Genomic DNA, 19,694 nt, shown 5'->3' with positions numbered 1-19,694 from the left:
AATGAACAGAAAAGTAAAACCGATCGATAATGTATTTTTACTGCTTGCTTTTGGCGTTATGGCTTTACTGTTTTACAGTACTTCTATGGGATATGAAGAGCAGAACGTTCAACCCCTTCTGCATCGCTGGCTTGAAGGGGAGCCGCTGAAATGGCTGTTTGAACGTGTTGAATTTATGTATGCCGGTAGTGAAGTAAGTATAGGAGCACAAGGGTATACCAGTTTCATAGATTTTTTTATCAGGAAAGGAGCACACTTTCTTTCCTACTTCCTCCTTGGATTATTCTGGTTTTTAGGGCTGAAAAACCGAGTCGCGCATCCCTGGCTTACATTTTTAATAGCATTGATGCTTTCCATTGGCTACGCTTCTTTTGATGAATTGAGACAATCTTTCAACCCGAACCGTACGGCACTCATGGAAGATGTTATGCTGGACAGTGCCGGAGCGCTTGTTGGGACGACGGTTGCTCTACTTTTTAAACCTAAAAGTAGAAGACGAAAAAAATTAAGGTTTAGAACATAGTTTTAATTGATTACAAGAAAGGTTTTTTGAATAGCGTGTAAGCGACGTCATTTTCTCTGTGAAGTTGATATAGCTGGAAATTTTGGTATAATAATAGAGAAAATTGTAACTCAAATTCAGGAAAGAGGAATTGTGATGGCAGGACATTCAAAGTGGAATAATATCAAACAGCGTAAAGGGGCTCAAGATGCCAAACGCGGTAAGATATTCCAGAAATTATCTAAAGAAATATACAAAGCAGCTAAAGATGGTGGAGCAGATCCAGAAATGAATGCCTCTTTACGACTGGCTATAGATAAAGCAAAATCAAATAACATGCCTAATGATAATATCGAACGCGCAATCAAACGTGCAACAGACGCTGGTCAAGGTGATAATTACGATGAAGTGGTCTACGAAGGATATGGCCCCAACGGGATCGCTGTCCTTGTGCATGCACTTACCGATAATCTGAATCGGTCAAGTACCAATGTGCGTGTGGCTTTTGACCGTAATGGCGGATCTTTAGGAGAAAAAGGCTCTGTGAGCTATATGTTTGACCGCAAAGGCTACATTGCGATCGACAGAGAGAATCTTGATGTGGATGAAGATACCATGTTGATGGAAGTGCTTGAAGCAGGTGGAGAAGAACTGGAAACAAGTGATGAAGCTTTTGAAATTTATACAGAAGCAACTGACTTCACAGCAGTAAGAGATGCCTTAAAAGAAGCCGGATATACGTTAGCTCAGGCAGAATTGACAATGATTCCTCAAACAACTATACCTGTACCGGAAGATAAAGAAGAAGTCTTTGAACAGCTGATAGATGCACTGGAAGATGACGACGATGTCAGCGAAGTCTATCACAACGCAGAAAATTAACTTAAAAAATGAAATCACATTAAAAAAACCTCAAATGAGCGGAAAAAATATTTTTCATTCATTTGAGGTTTTTTCGTGAATAAAAAATTAAAAAGACAATATATAAGGTAAGACAAATAAAATAGAAAGGAAGGATGCGGTGGACACTGAAGCATTTGCTGTACATCTCTTGACGATGGCAGATTCATATCGGACAAGCGATATCCATATTTTACCTGAACAGAAGCATTATGATATATATTTTCGTCTGAACGGCCAGATGGAGAAACAGTATTATCTTGACCGGGATGAAGGGACACGGCTTATTTCTTACTTCAAATTTCTATCCAATATGGATGTTGGAGAAAAAAGACGACCGCAAAGTGGTGGAACCACTTTTCAACTGAGCAATAAGGCAATAGACTGTCGATTTTCCACTATAAGCAACTATCAGTTACAAGAATCGCTGGTGATCAGGCTCTTGAAGCAGAAAGAAGAGGAAAATAAAATACCTGGAATCTTTTTTTCTCATGAATGGAAAAAGCTTGAAAGACTCGTTCAATCAAAATCAGGTCTCTTGTTATTTTCAGGCCCCGTTGACTCGGGCAAAACAACCAGTATGTATCATCTGATCAAAAATCGCTCCCAAGGCGAAAAACAGCAGGTCATAACTGTCGAAGATCCCGTAGAAATAGAAGAAACGTCCTTCCTGCAGACACAGGTGAACGACAAAGCTGGCGTATCATATGAGCACTTACTGAAGTCCAGTCTGAGACATCATCCCGATGTTATTATCGTTGGCGAAATAAGGGACGAGGAAACAGCTCGTATGGTCATGCGTGGCGCCTTGACTGGACACCTGATCGTTGCGTCCATTCATGCTAAAAATGCTTCAGGTGTGATAGCCAGGATGCAGGAGCTCGGCGTGAGCACGTCACTGCTTAAGCAAACCTTGATTGGCGTGGCATTCCAGACATTGCTGCCACTGTATTGTTCACTTTGTGAGTCGAATTGCAGGACATATTGTTCCCATCATGATAGAGGCAAAAAACGGCTTGCTTTATTTGAAGTCATGACTGCGAAAGAACTGGACAGTCTTACTTTTAATGAACCGACAGAAAGAGGCGGGGGGACCGTTTCAGTGAAAAGAGAATTTAATCACTTACTTGAAAAGGTGTTTATGAATGGCTATATCAATGAAAAAACCTATCGGCGTTACTATATATCGAACGCATAAAATAACGATGCAGCAGGGCTATTTTTTAAAAAGATGCGGTCAGCTACTTAAGGACGGATTTTCTTTGCAGGAAACGCTGATTTTTTTGGAAACGATTGTTGATAAAAACTCAAAGGAGATGATTGCAGCCATACATACGGAGGTCAGTCAGGGGGAGCTGTTTTCTATAGCATTAAAAAAAGCCGGTTTTTCAGATGTCGTATGTTCACAACTGTATTTTTCTCTCTATCACGGTCATTTAGGAGAGACAGCGATAAAGTCGGGGGAACAATTATTGAAACAAGCAGAAAAGAAAAAGAAAATGAAAGCCGTTTTAAACTATCCGGCTATCTTGTTCCTTTTTGTGGTCATGATGCTTTTAGCTATGCGGTTTATTTTACTGCCGCATATAAATGACCTAGTTTCAGTTGGGTCAGAGCAACTTGATCTCGGAACAAGAATGATCGTGGCAGGTGTGTATCATGCGCCTGTAATACTGGCCGCAGGAAGTCTCATTTGTCTGATCGGATTTTTGCTGGTGTATGTTAAATGTAGAAAAATGTCCCCGCTGGAGCGATTGAACTGGATCGCCAAAAGGTCTCGCTCTTCATTGTACCGGTTATACTGGAGCCAGTTTTTTTCAAATGAATGGGGGTTTTTACTTAAAGGAAACAGTGGACTTTTAGAAGTGGTTACGATCATGAAGCAAAATACATTGTCACCACTGATAACCGAAATCGGTGCCCATATTGAACAAAAAATGAAACAGGGCGACTCTTTTCATGACAGTCTAAAAGAGTTCGTTTTTTTAAAAGAAGAAATAATGTTAGTAGTTAGACAAGGTGAACGATCTGGCCATCTGGGGCATGAACTGGAGATGTATGCACTAACTTGTGAAGAAGAATTTGACAAAAAGATCGAACAGAGAATCAACTTGATCCAGCCTATTATATTTATTTTCGTTTCACTTATAATCGTCGCTATATACGCAGCTTTACTGTTACCAACATTTAACGCACTCAATACATTTTAAGAAAAGAGGATAAGAAATGAAAAGCATAAAAAAATGGACTAAACGAATAAAATGGGAAGAAGGCTTTACTTTAATTGAAATGTCACTGGTACTGTTTATTATTTCAGCGCTGCTTTTACTGTTTGTACCGAATCTTTCAGGCAGACAAGCCAAAGCTGAAAATACAGGGGATGAAGCTGTAGCTAATGTCATCCAGGCACAAGTCGATATGTACAAAATGGACAATAATGAAACAACTCCAGCCACTTTCCAAATATTATTTGATAACGATTACCTGACTGAAAAACAGTTAAAAAAAGCAACAGACAACTTTAACTTAACCGAGGGTAAGGTAACTAAGAAAACAAATACGTCGACACCCTGATCTTAAGGATGATACTTATGTATGAGTTCGAACAAGAAGAAGGTTTCACTCTTTTGGAAGTCCTTTTAACGTTAGTGATCGTCTCCGTTATAACAGCAATTCCAATCATGCATTTCACACAATTGAAAAAAGAAACGGAAACCCAATTATTTTTTGAGTCTTTAAGGTCGGGGATCACTCTGATTCAAAATGAAGCTGTTTTTAATAATCAATGGACCACTATGGAAGTACGACCGACCAATCGACTTATACGCTTTAGAGTGACGGGCAGGGAGAATGAAAATCATCCAGCTAATCATATTCTCGATCTACCTGAATCGATATCTCTAATAGGCACTTCAAAAGAATATATGTTTTCAAAAAAGTCCGGGAATCTAGGGAATATCAACAAAGTGAATTTCAATACCATCCATGGAAGAGTATCCGTAAGTTTTCAGATGGGGAGTGGCCGTTTTGTCATCGAATAAGAACGATACTGGTTTTATCATTCTCGAAAGTTTAGTGAGTATCAGTATCTTGGCTTTTTTTGTCAGTGTCGTTTTACCATTCAGTATGGAGATGTTGATTATAAGAAGTAAAGAAAAACAGGACGTGGAATTGAACCGATTTTTATATGAGTCAGCCTTGTTTTATGATTCAGACAAACCAGAAAATAAAATCTATCATTCAGGAAATGTTTCTGCGCACAGCATTGAAACAAATCAAAGCATCCATATTTATATGGACAAAGAGAAAGTTTCTGGGATCGATTATATTTCTGCAGAATGGAATCTAAAATGAAAAACGACAAAGGCTTTTCATTACTTGAAGTCATTATCACACTAAGTGTACTAAGTAGTTGTGTGCTTTTACTGAGCTTTGCGATTTCTCAAATTCAAACCAGTCGCAGTCTCATTAAAGATGAAAGGCAGATCGAGTGGCATTTATTTATCAACCAGCTGGAATATGAACTAAGAGAAAGTGAAACGGTTCGCACTACAAAAAGTGAACTGACATTAATAAAAACCGACCCCAGCGATCAGCTTAAAAAGACAATCACCTATAATCGCCGCTTCAGTATAATACGGAGGCAGGTAGATTCTCAGGGTCACCAGCCGATACTGCTGGAAGTGAAAAGTATTGAGTTTGGGCTTTTAGATGAAAAACTGACAATAGAAGTCATTTTTCAAAACGATGAAACGTACCAGGCAGCTTTCAGAGTACGAATGAATGGATGAGCATCAATGAGACATTCAGTTAAAAAAACAATAGAGCAAGACGAGGGAAGTCTTTTATTATCGACGTTTCATCTGCTCTTTTTCATTTCATTTTTGATCATCTCACTGACTAGTATTATTAATAACCAATTGATGCAGCTCCAATTAGTCAGCCGGGCTTATGAAGCGAAGGCAATGATCGAAGTCAGCCAGACTTTGCTGCGCGGAAAAAATGAGTGGGAAAATGTGGAAACGGGCACGATATACTTCAGCCAAGGCGAAGTGACCATCGAAAAAAAGACAGCCGGCGAATACGAACTTGAAGCCAAGTTGAATAATAACTACACCAGCAGTCAGACTATATTTATTGATAAGACCATTTCAAAAGAAGAACGAAAAAAGAAAAGAGATAACACTACTACCAGTAAGACACCAGTCAAAGACACTTCCAGCGAAGAAAAACAGGGCGAAGGATCAATAGTGACAAACTAAAACTAACAGATAAGAGGCATCATTCGAGAGGAAATAATATCTTTTCACTTGGTATGCCTTTTTTATTTTGTTCATAACCAATATATACATAGTGCATGCGTTTATTTTTCGCCCTTGTTTTGCTATAATAAATACGGAGTGTTCGTTATAAAGTGAACAGAGCGGAAATTTAAATACAGAATAGGGTGTAAAGATGTCTCGTGTAAAAGTTATTCAAAAAATGATGAAAGATCAAAAAATAGAAGCAATAGTCATAACAAGTCCATATAATTTAAGGTATGCTTCAGGTTTCACTGGCAGTACTGGCTTAAGTGTGATTACTCAGGAAAAAGCTTATTTTGTCACTGATTTTAGATATACAAAACAGGCCGCAGAACAAACAAAGGGCTTTTCTATCATTCAAAATACTGGCCCGATTTTAGAAGAAGTGAAAACAATTATTGAAGAAGAAAAAATCAATGTGTTGAGTTTTGAAAAAGACTTTGTAACCTACACTGGATTTGATAAAATGCGGGATTTGTTGCCGTGTGAACTGAATCCGGTCAGTGGATTGATCGAATCACTAAGAGAAATAAAAGATGAGTCTGAAATCGAAACAATAGAAGCGGCTATAAAAATTACTGAGTATGCTTTTCAGGAAATATTAAACTTTATAAAACCTGGAGTAACTGAAATAGAGGTTGCCAATAAACTTGATTTTCTGATGCGGGAAAAAGGAGCGACGGGTGTTTCTTTTGATACGATCGTAGCCAGCGGAAAGCGTTCAGCAATGCCTCATGGTGTGGCGAGTGATAAAAAAATCGAACAAGGTGATATGATCACGATCGATTTCGGTTGTTATTACAAAGGTTACGTATCAGATATGACTCGAACGATTGCTTTGGGTGATCCCGGCGAAGAGTTGAAAAAAATCCATCAAATCGTTTTAGAAGCACAAGCAAAAGTTAATGAAGCTGCTAAACCAGGCATCACAGGAAAAGAACTGGATGCGGTTGCCAGAGATTACATTAAAGAAAAAGGATACGGCGAAGCGTTTGGTCACTCAACAGGTCATGGGATTGGTTTGGAAGTTCATGAAAATCCAGGGATCAATTACAGGAACGATAAACCTTTAGTTCAAGGGAACGTCATTACAAACGAACCGGGGATATACATTCCTGACGTCGGCGGAGTAAGGATCGAAGATGATTTAGTGATCACCAAAGACGGAAACAGAAATCTGATGAGTGTGACAAAAGAACTTATTCAATTATAGAATAAAAAATCCGCATTTCTTGTTTATGAAAATAGGTTTTAGGGATCAATCGTGATACAATAGGAAGTAAGTAGGATCAAAGAGAGCAGTGGCTCTACCGAGAGGTAACTAGGAGGAAATTGAATGATATCAACCAGCGATTTGAAAACAGGATTAACGATCGAATATGATGACAGTATCTGGCGTGTCATGGAGTTTCAACACGTTAAGCCCGGAAAAGGAGCTGCCTTTGTGCGTTCCAAGTTAAAAAATCTTCGTACCGGTGCTTTGCAGGATAAAACATTTCGTGCAGGAGAAAAATTTGAAACAGCCCATATCGAAACACACTCCATGCAGTATTTGTATGAAGACAACGGGAGTCACGTTTTTATGGATACCAGCACGTATGAACAGCTGGAGATCCCTGAAGAACGCATTGAAGATGAATTGAAATTCATGAAAGAAAATATGGAAGTTTCCATCATGATGTACGGCAGTGAGGTTCTTGGAGTCGAAGTTCCTAATAAAGTCGAGTTGAAAGTCATTGAGACAGAGCCTGGAATACGTGGAGACACCTCTGGCGGTGGTTCAAAGCCAGCCACGCTTGAAACAGGCGCAGTGGTCACTGTTCCTTTATTTGTCAACAAAGACGATGTGCTAGTTATCAATACTGATGAAGGCACTTATGTCTCACGTGCCTGATCGATCATGACTGAATGAAGTACTGATACATTTTAAAGGAGGAACGACAGATGGAAGAGAAAGTAATGAGAACAAATCAAAGTAATCCATTTGGTGAAATCGAAGTGGCTCCCGAGGTACTGGAAGTGATTGCCGGTATTGCGGCCAATGAAGTCGACGGCGTTTATGCCATGCAGGGGAAGTTCACAAAAAAAATGAAAATTGCTTTTGGCAAACCCAATCATAAAAAAGGAGTACACTTAACTTCCGATGAAGACGGACTGAAAGTGGATATCTACTGTTATTTTAAGTTTGGCGTAAATGTTCCAGATGTCGCTCAGGCGATCCAGAAAAAAGTGCGAGAACAGATTTTCCATATGACAGATATCACTTTAGCAGAAGTAAATATTCATATAGCCGATATTGTTCCGGAAAAAACATCATACCAGGAATTATTTGACATAGACAGAGAAGAGGATGAAAAAGAGTGACAACTGTAAGGCGTGTGATTAGGGAAAAAGCCTTTCAGTCTCTTTTCCAATTAACAACTCATGAAAGATTAACTACAGATGAGGCAATCAAGTTAGCGCTCGAAAGTACCTTATCTCACAAAGACAGCCGTTCGGTAGAAGAAGCAATGGCTGAAGTTTTACCTGAAAATAAAAATACCAGAAAAATCGTTACTGATGCACTGAACTATTTGAAAATCCTAGTATCAGGTGTGCTGCAGCATCATGAAGAAATCGATCAGACTATTTCAAAACATTTAAAAAACTGGAATATAAATCGTTTGGAAAGAACCAATCTGCTACTGTTGAGATTGGCTGCTTATGAATTGTTGTATCAGCCTGAGGTAGACAAACGAATTGTCATGAATGAAGCTATTGAATTAGCTAAAACGTTCAATGATGACAAATCAAGCAAATTTATAAATGGTGTACTCCAGAGTATCATCGATAATAAATAGCTTTTATTCTTTCATTTTAAGTGGTCTGCTTTTTTTATGGAAAGGCTTCTGAGCTGAATGAGAAGCAGTAATAAAGAGCGAAAAGCAGTAGAGGATGTTGTCTGCTTTTCAGCTCTTTTTTTCTATGTACTTAAAGAACGTCACTATGAAAGCAGGAAAGGAAAACATATGGTAGAGGAGTATTTATCAGTTACTCAGTTAACACGCTATGTAAAAAGAAAGTTTGACTATGACCCTTACTTGGAGCGTGTATACGTTAAAGGTGAAATATCGAATTATAACCCGAAACGACGAAACAGTCACCAGTACTTTAGTATCAAAGACAAGGGCGCAAAGCTATCTGTTGTCCTGTTTTACAAAGAACAGCGGAAATTAAAAGTTGAACTGGATGAAGGCATGAGCGTTTTAGCAGTGGGGCGGTTGTCTGTTTATGAAAAAACGGGCGCTTACCAGCTTTATGTGGATCATATCGAACCAGAAGGACTGGGACAGCTTTATGCCGCTTATGAGCAGACCAAGAAAAAACTTACTGAAGAGGGCCTGTTCGATGCCAGTTTAAAGAAACCCCTTGTGCGTTTCCCTCAAAAAATAGGCATTATCACAAGTAAAAGCGGGGCAGTAATAAGAGATATCCAGACAACGATCGAAAGACGGTTTCCTATCGTAGAACTATATCTTTTTCCGGCGGTTGTCCAGGGAGAGAAGGCGGCAGATTCTATTGCGAAAAGTATTCGTCAGGCAGATGAAGAGTATGATCTGGATACCTTGATCGTTGGAAGAGGCGGAGGTTCCTTCGAAGACCTTTTTCCGTTCAACGAAGAAAAAGTTGTACGAGCGATCACAAAAGCCAGGTCACCGGTCATTTCTTCGGTGGGGCATGAGACAGACACGACGTTATCAGATCTTGCTGCAGATGTAAGAGCTGCGACGCCTACTGCTGCAGCTGAACTGGCTGTTCCGGTCTTGACTGATGAAATTGGCCGGATCGAATTGAATCAGCAGCGGATCATACAAGAGATGTCAGCAGTCATAAGACGTGAGAAAGAAAATCTCAAGCGTTTGAATAATTCCTATATTTTCAGACAGCCCAGACGCTTATATGACGGGTACAGTCAAAACCTGGATCAACTGACGAATCAGCTGATACGGTTAACGGATAATCATTTCAAAGATGAAAAGTACCGCATTCACCTCTTGAATCAAAGCCTCTTAGCCTTACATCCAGAAGCTAAAATCAGACAGTCGGTCAGTACTTTAGAAACAATGACGAATCGTTTGAGTGCAGCAGCAGAACAAAGTGTAAGGGATAACCAAAAAGATCTGGCCGCTCTGATACAATCGCTGGATCATTTATCCCCTCTGAAAATATTGAGCCGGGGCTATGCGATAGCTCAGAACGAAACAGGTGTCATAAAATCTATCGACCAAGTAAAAACAGGCGACCCGATCAGTATAATGGTTGCCGACGGGACAGTAAAAGCCAGGGTAGAAGAAACTGAGAAAAAAGACATTGACTTAAAGGGAGATCGCCATGACTAATGAAAAAACATTTGATGAAGCAATTAAAGAGCTGGAAATGATCGTTCAAAAACTGGAACAGGGCGATGTGCCACTGGAAGAAGCGCTGGATCAGTTTCAGGAAGGGATCAAATTAAGCCGGCACTGCAAGCGTATTGTAGAAGATGCAGAAAAAACGGTGACAAAAATGGTCAACGAGAATGGCAGTGAAGAAATACTTGAAGAGTAAAATCCAGATAAATAAAACAAAAGGAGTCCGTCATGCATTTTGATACTTTTACAAATCACTATAAAAGCTCTTTTGAAGATTACCTGATCAATATTATCGAGAATAAAAGTCAAACGGATGTTGAAGAAGCCATGACTTATTCTTTAAAAGCGGGAGGCAAACGTCTAAGGCCGTTACTTTTGATCGCTTTAGTCAAAGCTTTTAAAAAAAATGAACGGCAAGCCTTTCCCATCGCAGCTGCTTTGGAAATGATCCACACCTATTCACTTATTCACGATGATCTACCGGCAATGGATGATGATGACTTAAGAAGAGGTAAACCTGCCAATCATATTGCATTTTCTGAAGCTACAGCTATTTTGGCCGGTGATGCCTTACTTACTAAAGCGTTTGAAGTTATAGCAGCAGCAGACCTTTCTGATGAAACGAAAATTTCTGTCATCAGAGAACTGACTTTTGCTTCGGGTCATGAGGGCATGATCGGTGGTCAGCAGGCCGACATGGACGGGGAGAAGGCGGCCTTAACATTAGAACAATTATCATCGATTCATTACCGTAAAACAGGCATGCTGATTATGTTCGCTTTCAAAGCGGCAGGGAGCCTTGCAAGAATAGATGAAGAAACAGTAGCCAAGTTGGATAAGATTGCTGAAAAAATCGGGATAGCTTATCAGATCAGAGACGATATTCTGGATGTCAGCAGTTCAGAGGAAGCGCTGGGTAAACGTGTGGGATCAGACGTCAAAAAAGGAAAAAGTACCTATCCTTCTTTACTTGGAATCTACCGCGCGAAAACCTTATTGGATGAACATCTGGATGAAGCATTGAAACTGAATGCAGCAATCAAAAGTCATGTAAATAACTACGATGAGGAATTGCTGGGCACTTTCATAGCTTCTATTAGACTGAAGTGAAACGTATAACGAGGTGAAAAAGTGAAAAAAGAACGGGCAGACGAATTACTTATAGCACAAGGCTGGGCAGAAAATGCGGAAAAAGCAAAACGATTGATTATGTCCGGCAAAGTTTATACAGATAAAGAAGAACAGATTTTCACTGCAGGAGAAAAATGGTCGAAAGAAACGATTGTTTATATTAAGGGCTTAGAGCAGCCATATGTGAGTCGCGGCGGATACAAACTAAAAAAAGCACTGGATGACTTTAATATAGATATAGAAGACCGCATCGTTTTGGACATTGGTGCGTCAACAGGCGGATTCACCGATGTTTGTTTAAGGCAGGGGGCACGTTTAGTCTATGCTCTGGATGTGGGAACGAATCAGCTTGCCTGGAAACTGCGGATCGATGAACGAGTAGAAGTCATGGAACAGACAAATTTTCGACATGTGACCCTAAATGATTTTAAACGGGGGCAGCCAGAATTTGCGACAGTCGATGTTTCCTTTATATCCCTGAAAAAAATAATTCTCGTATTAAAGACGATCCTCTCTATAAGAGGGGAAGTGGTAGCTCTTATAAAACCGCAGTTTGAAGCAAAAAAAGAAGACGTGGGGAACAAGGGGATCATTACAGACCCAGCCATTCATGAAAATGTAGTGAAAAATAGCGTGAATTACTTTTATGATCAGGGATTTGAAGTGAAAAAAGTCATTCCATCTCCGATAAAAGGAGGAAAAGGGAATAAGGAATTTCTCACCCACCTCATCTTCAAAGAAACCACTTTGACTAAAGAGGAACATCTGAATAAGGTCATGTCTGCATCTTTGTTCCAGACAGACTAAACTAGAAATTGCCCTTGCTGTCAGCGTTAGCATCCTATACTTTTTTTACTGTCAAATATACATCGGTCAAAAAGTGTTTGTGTTGTTAGAATAACTTAAAAGAAGTATAATTAAAGCGTATAAAATGCATAAAAATACTGATGACTTCTGGTTTTGACAAGGCGGAAAATATAGGAGTGATAAAAGTGAAAAAGGATGAAAGGCATCAATTACTCAGGAAACTCGTCCAAAAAGATGTGATCACAAAACAGGAAGACTTTGTCGATAAACTGCATGAAAGAGGCATCGAAGTCACCCAGGCAACGATATCACGAGATATAAAAGAACTGCAGCTCGTAAAAGCACCAGCTCAAAATGGAGGCTATAGGTATAATTTACCTCCCGAAATGGACTATGATGTTTCCCAGAAACTTTCACGGTTAATGAAAGATGCCTTTGTTTCAATCGATACGCAAAGAGAATTTGTATTGATCCGGACATTGCCTGGAAATGCTTTTGCGCTGGCGTCATTGATTGAAGCGGCCAAATACAAGGAAATGTTCGGATGTGTCTCTGGAGACGATACGGTCTTAGTCATCAGCCGTGATGAAGAAAGTGCCAAACGGCTGCAGAAGAAAATCATCTCCTTTATATAATAAAGCGATAATGAATTAGGAGGTTTGTCTTTGTTAGAATCACTGCAAATAAAAAACTTTGCGATTATTGAAGAGTTGTCTTTAGATTTCAAAGAAGGCATGACTGTTTTAACAGGAGAAACAGGAGCAGGTAAATCTATTATTATTGATGCCGTAGGACTCTTGGCTGGTGGAAGAGGATCGACTGAATTTGTGCGATTCGGAACAAAAAAATGTATTCTGGAAGGTGAATTCAAATTCAAACCATCCACTGAACTTCTTGCTTTACTTGAAACGCATGAGATCGATCATGTTGAAAACACCTTGCTTATTCAGCGTGAAATTTTTATGAGCGGACGGACAGTCTGCCGTGTCAATGGCAGTATTGTAACGATTGCTGTTTTAAAAGAAATCGGCACCCATCTTATTGATATTCATGGACAAAATGAACATCAGGAACTGATGATGACAGAAAATCACAGCTACCTGCTTGATAACTACGGTCAAAAAGAATTGCATCAACTGAAAAAAGAGTATCAGAATGTCTTTCATAATTATAAACAGCTGAAAAAAGAACGTGAAGAATGGGTTTATAATGAACAAGAGCTGGCCCAGCGTCTGGATATTTTAAGATATCAGGTAGATGAGATAGAGGCGGCACAACTAGAACCGCATGAAGAAGAAAACTTACTTGAAGAAGAAAAAAAACTGGCTAATCACCAGGCCATTGTAAAGGCTCTGTCAAAAAGCTACGATGCGCTGCAGGGAGAAGAATACAGTGGACTCGACAGCGTTGGCCGGGCTATGGAGGAAATGGCTTCTGTAGAGACGATCGATGATTCTTTTAAACAGCTCTCAGAAAGTCTTTCAGCAGCGTTCTTTCAACTCCAGGAAGCAGCCAGTGATATTTACTCTGAACTTGACGGCTTGGAATACGATGAAGAAAGATTGAATGAAATTGAAAGCCGGTTGAATTTTATCCAGCAACTGAAACGGAAATACGGAGACAGTATCGAAACCATTTTGGATCATTTTGAAAGATCAGAAATAGAACTGAAGAAATTGGAAAACAGAGAAGAACAAGTGGATGAGATCAGCAAAAAAATAAAAACAGAATACGAAAAAGCTGAAAAACTGGCGCAGAAGTTATCTGAAATCAGAAAAGAAAAAGCTGTTCTACTTGAAAATAACATACAGCAGCAACTGAAAGAACTTTACATGGAAAAAGTAGAATTTTCTGTTGTATTCAAACAGGCTGAAAATGCTGGATCAAAAGATGTTCAGCTGAATGATCAGGGAATGGATAGAATCGAATTTTTTATATCAACGAATCCTGGTGAACCTCTGAAACCGTTAAGCAAGGTTGCCTCTGGGGGCGAGCTTTCGAGAATGATGCTGGCTTTAAAGACGATCTTTTCCCAGTCTCAAGGCATAACGAGTATCATATTCGATGAAGTGGACACTGGCGTCAGTGGTCGTGTAGCCCAGTCGATCGCAGATAAGATTTATTCTGTGGCTAAACATTCACAGGTCCTGTGTATCACTCATTTACCTCAAGTAGCGGCTATGGCCGATCAGCATTTGTATATTAAAAAGTCAACAGCGGACGAACGTACACAGACTAGTGTAGAGAGACTTGTCAAAAATAATCGTGTCGAAGAAATCGCCAGAATGCTTTCTGGAGATGAGCTGACCCAGCTTACCAAAGAAACTGCAGCAGAATTACTGAAATTAGCCCAGAAGAAAAAGAATATAAAATAAAAAATCTCCTGTCGTCAGTAGACAGGAGATTTGGAAAAAACGAGTCAATGATTTATTACAGTACGCTGAGTAAAGAAGCAAATACAGGAACGATCAGTGTCAGAACAAGAATACCGATAATAATGCGGGACATTGTGCTTGTAGATCCTTTTTCTTTTTTATGATTAGGCATAGGATGTGCACCCTCTTTCTTTAGTTCGTTCAGGTATAAGTGTACTGAAAGTAAGCTGAAATTGCAAGAGACAAGATGAGAGTACAAAAAGCGTTCATATTTTGTTACTATATACAAGTAGAAGCGATACTAAATGCAGCAACTAAATCGAAAGAATAAACGGAGGAGATTAATTAATGAGCAAACAACAAGTCGGCGTTATTGGAATGGCCGTCATGGGTAAAAATCTGGCACTTAATATTGAAAGCCGCGGTTATACGGTATCGATATATAACCGGACATCATCTAAAACGACAGCTGTCATTGATGAGAATACAGGTAAAAATGTTGTTGGTACTTACGATATAGAAGAATTCGTGAATTCTCTTGAGAAACCAAGAAAAATCTTATTGATGGTTCAAGCGGGTAAAGGAACAGATGCAGTGATTCAGCAGTTACTCCCTTATCTGGATAAAGGTGATATCCTGATCGATGGAGGAAATACTTTCTACAAGGATACGATGCGTCGCAGCGAGGAGTTAGCTGATTCTGGGATCAACTTTATCGGGACAGGCGTTTCTGGTGGAGAAGAAGGTGCGCTCAAAGGTCCGGCTATTATGCCTGGAGGACAAAAAGTGGCTTACGACCTTGTTGCGCCGATCCTTGAAAAAATTGCAGCAAAAGCACCTGCAGATGGTGAACCTTGTGTAACATATATTGGGCCTAATGGTGCCGGACATTATGTCAAAATGGTGCATAACGGCATCGAATACGGTGATATGCAGCTGATCGCTGAATCCTATGACCTGATGAAAAATATGGTTGGCTTGTCGAATGAAGAAGCTGCAGAAGTTTTCAAAGAGTGGAATGAAGGTGAGCTTGACAGCTTCCTGATCGATATCACAGCAGATGCTTTAACCAAGAAAGACAGAGAAACAGGAAAAGATATGGTCGATGTCATTTTAGACCGTGCCGGCAATAAAGGAACAGGAAAATGGACATCTCAAAGCGCGCTTGATTTTGGGGTTCCACTGCCACTCATTACAGAGTCCGTTTTTGCACGTTATATCTCTGCTATGAAAGAAGAACGTGTAGAAGCCAGCAAGGTATTGCCTAAACCGGCTGCTAAACAATATGAAGGCGATAAAAAAGAGCTGATCAAAAAAATGAGGGAAGCTCTGTACTTCAGTAAAATAATGAGTTACGCACAAGGTTTTGCTCAGTTAGGGACAGCCTCAAAAGAATTTGGCTGGGATCTTGAATACGGTGAAATTGCTAAAATTTTCCGCGCCGGCTGTATTATCCGTGCCGGATTCCTGCAGAAAATAACGGAAGCTTATGAACGTGAACCTCAGTTGAAGAACCTCATGCTTGATGAATACTTTATGGATATCGCCAGAAGGTATCAGCAGTCAGTGAGAGATATAATCGCTTTAGCTGTACAGGCTGGAGTGCCCGTACCCGCCTTCTCATCCGCTATTGCTTATTACGATTCTTATCGTTCCGAGCGCTTACCGGCTAATATCATTCAAGCGCAACGCGACTACTTTGGTGCGCACACATATGAACGCGTCGATAAAGAAGGGAAATTCCATTTCGACTGGTATGGTAATAACGGCGAAGAAAGATGGAATTAAGTTTAAGTAACTAACATATAACGTTGGAATAGTAGGTTTTCATTTTGGGAACCTACTATTTTCTTGTTGTCAACTTTATAACTTGTTATATCGGTTAAATTAGATTATTCTTATATTTCTAATTTTGTGAGAATATGGTAAACTGAAATTGCGATACAGCAATGAAAACCGCATGAGTACCAATATATAAATGTATAAATTATGGTAGGAGTGAAAAAAGTGGCAAAGATTTTGATTATTGAAGATGAAAAAAACTTAGCGCGCTTTGTAGAACTGGAATTGACACATGAAAATTTTGAGACGGAAGTCCGGTTTGATGGTCGTTCAGGTCTCGAGGCTGCACTGGATAAAAACAAAAAATGGGATATCATTTTACTCGACCTGATGCTTCCAGAACTGAATGGCATAGATGTCGCCAGGCGCATACGTCAGGTAAGCAATGTACCGATTATTATGATGACAGCCCGTGATTCAGTTATCGATCGTGTTTCCGGATTCGATCATGGCGCTGATGATTATGTCGTTAAGCCATTTGCTATTGAAGAACTATTGGCACGAATGCGTGCACTGCTTCGCCGTATCGAAATAGAGACGGAAGAAAACATCAGCCGCCAAACGACGATCAATTACAAAGATATCACAGTCGAAAAAGAGAACCGCATCGTCAAACGCGGGGATGAGATCATTGAGTTGACTAAGAGAGAACACGAATTGCTAGTTGAATTAATGGAAAACTTGAATGTTGTACTTTCCCGTGAAGTGCTATTGAACAAAGTCTGGGGATATGAGACAGAAGTGGAAACCAACGTGGTCGATGTTTATATCAGATATCTTCGAAATAAAATCGATGTTGCCGGAAAAGAAAGCTATATACAAACGGTCAGAGGAACAGGCTATGTGATGCGCACGTGAAATCTCAAGCAGCCGTTGATACGAAAGGAATTAACGAGACAAAACGAATTTCTTTGAGATGGAAATGGACTATCGGGGCTGCTATTGCAATATTCCTGACTTATACTCTCTTCTCCACCATTTTATTCATTACCTTTCAGCAGATCATGATAGATAATGAACAGCAGGCAGTTCGCAATGTGATGGTGAACTTGACAGAGCGCTTTGGTCAGCACTTCTATGATCTGACAGAAGAGGATGTAGAAGAAGTTCTGGATCAGCACGAGTTGTATCTGACCCCTGAAACGCCGATTCTTGAAGAATCACAGAACCAGCGGAGTACACCTCTACGCGCCAGCCAGGGCAGCATCATTATTCGCGTATACAATCCAGATGAGGAACTTTTATATCGGACGAATCAAGTGGACATCGCTTTTGAGCCTAAAGAAACCCTTCAAATAGACAGCATCAAAGAAGGCCCTAACGGTGAAGCACTTTCTGCCGTCACGCCGGTCTATTCATTTTTGAATAATGAAAAAATCGGTTACGTTCAAGTCATCAATACTTTATCTTCATATCATCAATTATTCAGGAGAGTTTTAGGTGCAATCCTTTTAACTGGAGTCATTGCTCTGCTCTTTAGTGGTGTGATAGGTTATATCATCGCTATTTCCTTCCTTCGGCCGATCAGACGTTTGACAGAAGCCATGCACATCATAAAAAAAGATCCCGAATCGCGCGAACGCATCGATGTGGGAGATGGCAATGATGAATTGACAGAACTTGCGAATGCTTATAATGCCATGCTGAACCGGATGCAGCGGAACATTGAACAGCAGAAACAATTTGTCGAAGATGTTTCTCACGAGTTACGTACACCTGTAGCTGTTGTTGAAGGACATATGAAGCTTTTGAACCGGTGGGGGAAAGATGACCCGGTCGTACTGGATGAATCACTCAGTGCCTCACTTCAGGAAATTGAACGGATGAAGAGTCTCGTGCAGGAGATGCTTGACCTTTCCCGCGCGGAGCAAGTAGATATCCACTACAAAGATGAGCGTACGTCAGTTAGAGAAATCGTCAGTCAGACCTATAACAATTTCCAGCTTGTTCATCCTGACTTTACCTTTATTCTCGACGACGATTTAAATGCGGACAACTATGTCAATATTTATCGTAATCATCTGGAGCAGATACTCATTATTCTTCTTGATAATGCCGTTAAATATTCTACGAATCAAAAAACCGTGCATATAAGTTCTTCGGATAATGGTCAGACGATTCAAATTGCTATTCAGGACTTTGGGGAAGGGATGACGGAAGAAGATACAGAAAAAATCTTCAACCGTTTCTACCGGGTCGATAAAGCAAGAAGCCGTTATAAAGGCGGGAATGGATTAGGACTGGCTATAGCCAAACAACTGATTGAAGGATATAAAGGAAAAATATGGGCTCAAAGTGTACTGAATCATGGCTCGATTTTCAGGATCGAACTGCCGAAAATTAAAGATTTGGATGAAACCATTTAAGACAATACTGAAAAAAGGAATAAATAAAGATGCCGAATCGTACAGATTTATGTATGATTCGGTTTTTTGTGTGCACAAAAAAAGTGATTTTTTTATTGATTTGACAGTTATTACTATAGAAGAAAAAATATACAGGAGGAATATAATGCAAATAAAATCACGTGTAAAACCTGATCAGCTCAAAATACTGGAGTCACTAAAAGCAAGGCATAAGCTGGAATACTCTAAACAGCTATATTTAATGAATCTGCAAAAAGGTTTGGAAGGAGAGGAAAGATTTGATGAGTTGATCCGTAGGCATCTTGATCCGGAAACGATACTATTAAAAGACAGACGAGTGAATGTCAATGGCTCCACTGCTCAAATCGATGCACTTTTAGTTACTGGTGACACGCTGAGATTATATGAAATAAAAAACTATGAAGGAGACTACCAACAACTGCCAGGTCATCTACGAACGCTAAAAGGACAGGAGTTTATTTGTCCGAGCGTTCAACTTAATCGAACCAGAAAAGTTTTAGAACAAGTTTTGGGACAGTGGACTAATTCGCTGGAAATAAAAGCCTACGTTATTTTTGTCAACCCAGGTTTTACACTTTACGATGCTAAGGTAAGTAATCCATTCATATTGCCTACTCAAATAGCTGAGCACTTTAAGATGTTGAAAAGCAACGAAGTGAAAGCATCGAAAAAAATGAAACGTTTGATTGATAAATTATTGCTGGAAACAAATAGTGGTGTCAATTATAGAGATCCGTCATTAAAATATACTTATAAAGAATTGAAAAAAGGCCTTATCTGTAATAAGTGCTGCTCATTCAATCTAAGCTTGAGTCAGCGGCAAGCCAAGTGTCTTGATTGTGGTAAAAAGAATTCAATTACACAATTGCTGACTGATCATATAGATGAAATCACCTTACTGTTTCCAGAGATGAAGGTTTCCACACCACTGATGTATGATTGGATAGATGGAAAATTAAATAAAAGAAGAGTTGGAAAAATTTTGAAAACTTTATCATGAAGAAAGTGTAGCCCATGTCGAACTCAGGCCTCAGTCACCGTCTGAGTATGCACTT

Annotated in this window: 23 protein-coding genes; all 23 read left to right on the top strand. The window is 39.7% G+C overall.

Annotated elements, in window-relative coordinates; genetic code table 11:
* The first annotated feature begins 1 nt into the window (after position 1).
* The 23 genes from AKA01nite_RS04840 to AKA01nite_RS04730 all read left to right on the top strand — a co-directional run bounded on the left by AKA01nite_RS04840 (position 2) and on the right by AKA01nite_RS04730 (position 19,639).
* On the top strand, positions 2 to 523 hold the full coding sequence (locus AKA01nite_RS04840) for a VanZ family protein (RefSeq protein ID WP_146924192.1): 522 nt from the start codon (positions 2 to 4) through the stop codon (positions 521 to 523).
* A 135-nt stretch (positions 524 to 658) separates the two neighbouring features.
* A complete protein-coding gene (locus AKA01nite_RS04835; protein WP_146924191.1) occupies positions 659 to 1,384 on the top strand; it encodes a YebC/PmpR family DNA-binding transcriptional regulator in 726 nt (241 codons plus the stop codon).
* A 139-nt stretch (positions 1,385 to 1,523) separates the two neighbouring features.
* A complete protein-coding gene (gene comGA / locus AKA01nite_RS04830; RefSeq protein ID WP_246116989.1) occupies positions 1,524 to 2,600 on the top strand; it encodes a competence type IV pilus ATPase ComGA in 1,077 nt (358 codons plus the stop codon).
* Entirely contained in the window at positions 2,548 to 3,612 is a 1,065-nt protein-coding gene (gene comGB, locus AKA01nite_RS04825) for a competence type IV pilus assembly protein ComGB (protein WP_146924190.1), read from the top strand. The genes comGA and comGB overlap by 53 nt, the downstream gene beginning before the upstream one ends.
* Before the next feature lie 16 nt (positions 3,613 to 3,628).
* Positions 3,629 to 3,976, top strand: coding sequence for a competence type IV pilus major pilin ComGC (comGC, locus tag AKA01nite_RS04820; protein ID WP_146924189.1), 348 nt, complete (start codon positions 3,629 to 3,631; stop codon positions 3,974 to 3,976).
* A gap of 17 nt (positions 3,977 to 3,993) precedes the next feature.
* The gene (gene comGD, locus AKA01nite_RS04815) at positions 3,994 to 4,443 is read left to right on the top strand and encodes a competence type IV pilus minor pilin ComGD (protein ID WP_186805100.1); all 450 of its coding nucleotides are present in this window, start codon (positions 3,994 to 3,996) and stop codon (positions 4,441 to 4,443) included.
* Positions 4,430 to 4,756 carry a type II secretion system protein gene (locus tag AKA01nite_RS04810; RefSeq protein ID WP_146924187.1) on the top strand — a complete coding sequence of 109 codons (327 nt, stop codon included), beginning with the start codon at positions 4,430 to 4,432 and terminating at the stop codon, positions 4,754 to 4,756. Before comGD ends, AKA01nite_RS04810 begins: the two co-directional genes overlap by 14 nt.
* Positions 4,753 to 5,193, top strand: a complete 441-nt coding sequence (gene comGF, locus AKA01nite_RS04805; protein ID WP_186805099.1) for a competence type IV pilus minor pilin ComGF — start codon at positions 4,753 to 4,755, stop codon at positions 5,191 to 5,193. The genes AKA01nite_RS04810 and comGF overlap by 4 nt, the downstream gene beginning before the upstream one ends.
* 6 nt (positions 5,194 to 5,199) lie before the next feature.
* On the top strand, positions 5,200 to 5,664 hold the full coding sequence (locus AKA01nite_RS04800) for a hypothetical protein (RefSeq protein WP_146924185.1): 465 nt from the start codon (positions 5,200 to 5,202) through the stop codon (positions 5,662 to 5,664).
* A gap of 193 nt (positions 5,665 to 5,857) precedes the next feature.
* Positions 5,858 to 6,919 (top strand): M24 family metallopeptidase, encoded by a 1,062-nt coding sequence (locus AKA01nite_RS04795; protein WP_146924184.1) that lies wholly within the window; start codon positions 5,858 to 5,860, stop codon positions 6,917 to 6,919.
* Positions 6,920 to 7,042: 123 nt separating this feature from the next.
* A complete protein-coding gene (efp, locus tag AKA01nite_RS04790; protein WP_146924183.1) occupies positions 7,043 to 7,600 on the top strand; it encodes an elongation factor P in 558 nt (185 codons plus the stop codon).
* A gap of 50 nt (positions 7,601 to 7,650) precedes the next feature.
* Complete coding sequence (locus tag AKA01nite_RS04785) at positions 7,651 to 8,070, top strand: Asp23/Gls24 family envelope stress response protein (RefSeq protein WP_146924182.1); 420 nt, start codon at positions 7,651 to 7,653, stop codon at positions 8,068 to 8,070.
* Positions 8,067 to 8,546, top strand: coding sequence for a transcription antitermination factor NusB (nusB, locus tag AKA01nite_RS04780; protein WP_146924181.1), 480 nt, complete (start codon positions 8,067 to 8,069; stop codon positions 8,544 to 8,546). The genes AKA01nite_RS04785 and nusB overlap by 4 nt, the downstream gene beginning before the upstream one ends.
* Positions 8,547 to 8,714: 168 nt before the next feature.
* Positions 8,715 to 10,085: an exodeoxyribonuclease VII large subunit gene (gene xseA / locus AKA01nite_RS04775; protein WP_146924180.1), complete on the top strand. Its 1,371-nt coding sequence runs from the start codon at positions 8,715 to 8,717 to the stop codon at positions 10,083 to 10,085.
* Complete coding sequence (locus tag AKA01nite_RS04770; RefSeq protein WP_146924179.1) at positions 10,078 to 10,293, top strand: exodeoxyribonuclease VII small subunit; 216 nt, start codon at positions 10,078 to 10,080, stop codon at positions 10,291 to 10,293. The genes xseA and AKA01nite_RS04770 overlap by 8 nt, the downstream gene beginning before the upstream one ends.
* Before the next feature lie 32 nt (positions 10,294 to 10,325).
* Entirely contained in the window at positions 10,326 to 11,207 is an 882-nt protein-coding gene (locus AKA01nite_RS04765) for a polyprenyl synthetase family protein (protein ID WP_146924178.1), read from the top strand.
* Between the two features lie 21 nt (positions 11,208 to 11,228).
* Entirely contained in the window at positions 11,229 to 12,035 is an 807-nt protein-coding gene (locus AKA01nite_RS04760) for a TlyA family RNA methyltransferase (RefSeq protein WP_146924177.1), read from the top strand.
* A 185-nt stretch (positions 12,036 to 12,220) separates the two neighbouring features.
* Positions 12,221 to 12,670: an arginine repressor gene (gene argR / locus AKA01nite_RS04755; protein WP_146924176.1), complete on the top strand. Its 450-nt coding sequence runs from the start codon at positions 12,221 to 12,223 to the stop codon at positions 12,668 to 12,670.
* A gap of 30 nt (positions 12,671 to 12,700) precedes the next feature.
* Positions 12,701 to 14,410, top strand: a complete 1,710-nt coding sequence (gene recN, locus AKA01nite_RS04750) for a DNA repair protein RecN (protein WP_146924175.1) — start codon at positions 12,701 to 12,703, stop codon at positions 14,408 to 14,410.
* A gap of 348 nt (positions 14,411 to 14,758) precedes the next feature.
* Positions 14,759 to 16,198: an NADP-dependent phosphogluconate dehydrogenase gene (gene gnd / locus AKA01nite_RS04745; RefSeq protein ID WP_146924174.1), complete on the top strand. Its 1,440-nt coding sequence runs from the start codon at positions 14,759 to 14,761 to the stop codon at positions 16,196 to 16,198.
* A gap of 219 nt (positions 16,199 to 16,417) precedes the next feature.
* Positions 16,418 to 17,110: a response regulator transcription factor gene (locus tag AKA01nite_RS04740; protein WP_146924173.1), complete on the top strand. Its 693-nt coding sequence runs from the start codon at positions 16,418 to 16,420 to the stop codon at positions 17,108 to 17,110.
* Entirely contained in the window at positions 17,107 to 18,618 is a 1,512-nt protein-coding gene (locus AKA01nite_RS04735) for a HAMP domain-containing sensor histidine kinase (protein WP_146924172.1), read from the top strand. Before AKA01nite_RS04740 ends, AKA01nite_RS04735 begins: the two co-directional genes overlap by 4 nt.
* A 145-nt stretch (positions 18,619 to 18,763) precedes the next feature.
* On the top strand, positions 18,764 to 19,639 hold the full coding sequence (locus tag AKA01nite_RS04730) for a nuclease-related domain-containing protein (protein ID WP_186805098.1): 876 nt from the start codon (positions 18,764 to 18,766) through the stop codon (positions 19,637 to 19,639).
* Positions 19,640 to 19,694 lie beyond the last annotated feature (55 nt).

Source organism: Alkalibacterium kapii (assembly GCF_007988865.1).
GTDB classification, from domain to species: domain Bacteria; phylum Bacillota; class Bacilli; order Lactobacillales; family Carnobacteriaceae_A; genus Alkalibacterium; species Alkalibacterium kapii.
This window is presented reverse-complemented; position numbering and strand designations above follow the sequence as displayed.

Bases quoted from the DNA above. Each gene is read 5' to 3' on its own strand.
- AKA01nite_RS04770 (WP_146924179.1), top strand. From the start codon at position 10,078: ATGACTAATGAAAAAACATTTGATGAAGCAATTAAAGAGCTGGAAATG.
- gnd (WP_146924174.1), top strand. From the start codon at position 14,759: ATGAGCAAACAACAAGTCGGCGTTATTGGAATGGCCGTCATGGGTAAA.
- AKA01nite_RS04800 (WP_146924185.1), top strand. From the start codon at position 5,200: ATGAGACATTCAGTTAAAAAAACAATAGAGCAAGACGAGGGAAGTCTT.
- xseA (WP_146924180.1), top strand. From the start codon at position 8,715: ATGGTAGAGGAGTATTTATCAGTTACTCAGTTAACACGCTATGTAAAA.
- comGC (WP_146924189.1), top strand. From the start codon at position 3,629: ATGAAAAGCATAAAAAAATGGACTAAACGAATAAAATGGGAAGAAGGC.
- AKA01nite_RS04835 (WP_146924191.1), top strand. From the start codon at position 659: ATGGCAGGACATTCAAAGTGGAATAATATCAAACAGCGTAAAGGGGCT.
- comGD (WP_186805100.1), top strand. From the start codon at position 3,994: ATGTATGAGTTCGAACAAGAAGAAGGTTTCACTCTTTTGGAAGTCCTT.
- AKA01nite_RS04795 (WP_146924184.1), top strand. From the start codon at position 5,858: ATGTCTCGTGTAAAAGTTATTCAAAAAATGATGAAAGATCAAAAAATA.
- AKA01nite_RS04765 (WP_146924178.1), top strand. From the start codon at position 10,326: ATGCATTTTGATACTTTTACAAATCACTATAAAAGCTCTTTTGAAGAT.
- AKA01nite_RS04730 (WP_186805098.1), top strand. From the start codon at position 18,764: ATGCAAATAAAATCACGTGTAAAACCTGATCAGCTCAAAATACTGGAG.
- AKA01nite_RS04785 (WP_146924182.1), top strand. From the start codon at position 7,651: ATGGAAGAGAAAGTAATGAGAACAAATCAAAGTAATCCATTTGGTGAA.
- comGF (WP_186805099.1), top strand. From the start codon at position 4,753: ATGAAAAACGACAAAGGCTTTTCATTACTTGAAGTCATTATCACACTA.
- efp (WP_146924183.1), top strand. From the start codon at position 7,043: ATGATATCAACCAGCGATTTGAAAACAGGATTAACGATCGAATATGAT.
- AKA01nite_RS04840 (WP_146924192.1), top strand. From the start codon at position 2: ATGAACAGAAAAGTAAAACCGATCGATAATGTATTTTTACTGCTTGCT.
- comGB (WP_146924190.1), top strand. From the start codon at position 2,548: ATGGCTATATCAATGAAAAAACCTATCGGCGTTACTATATATCGAACG.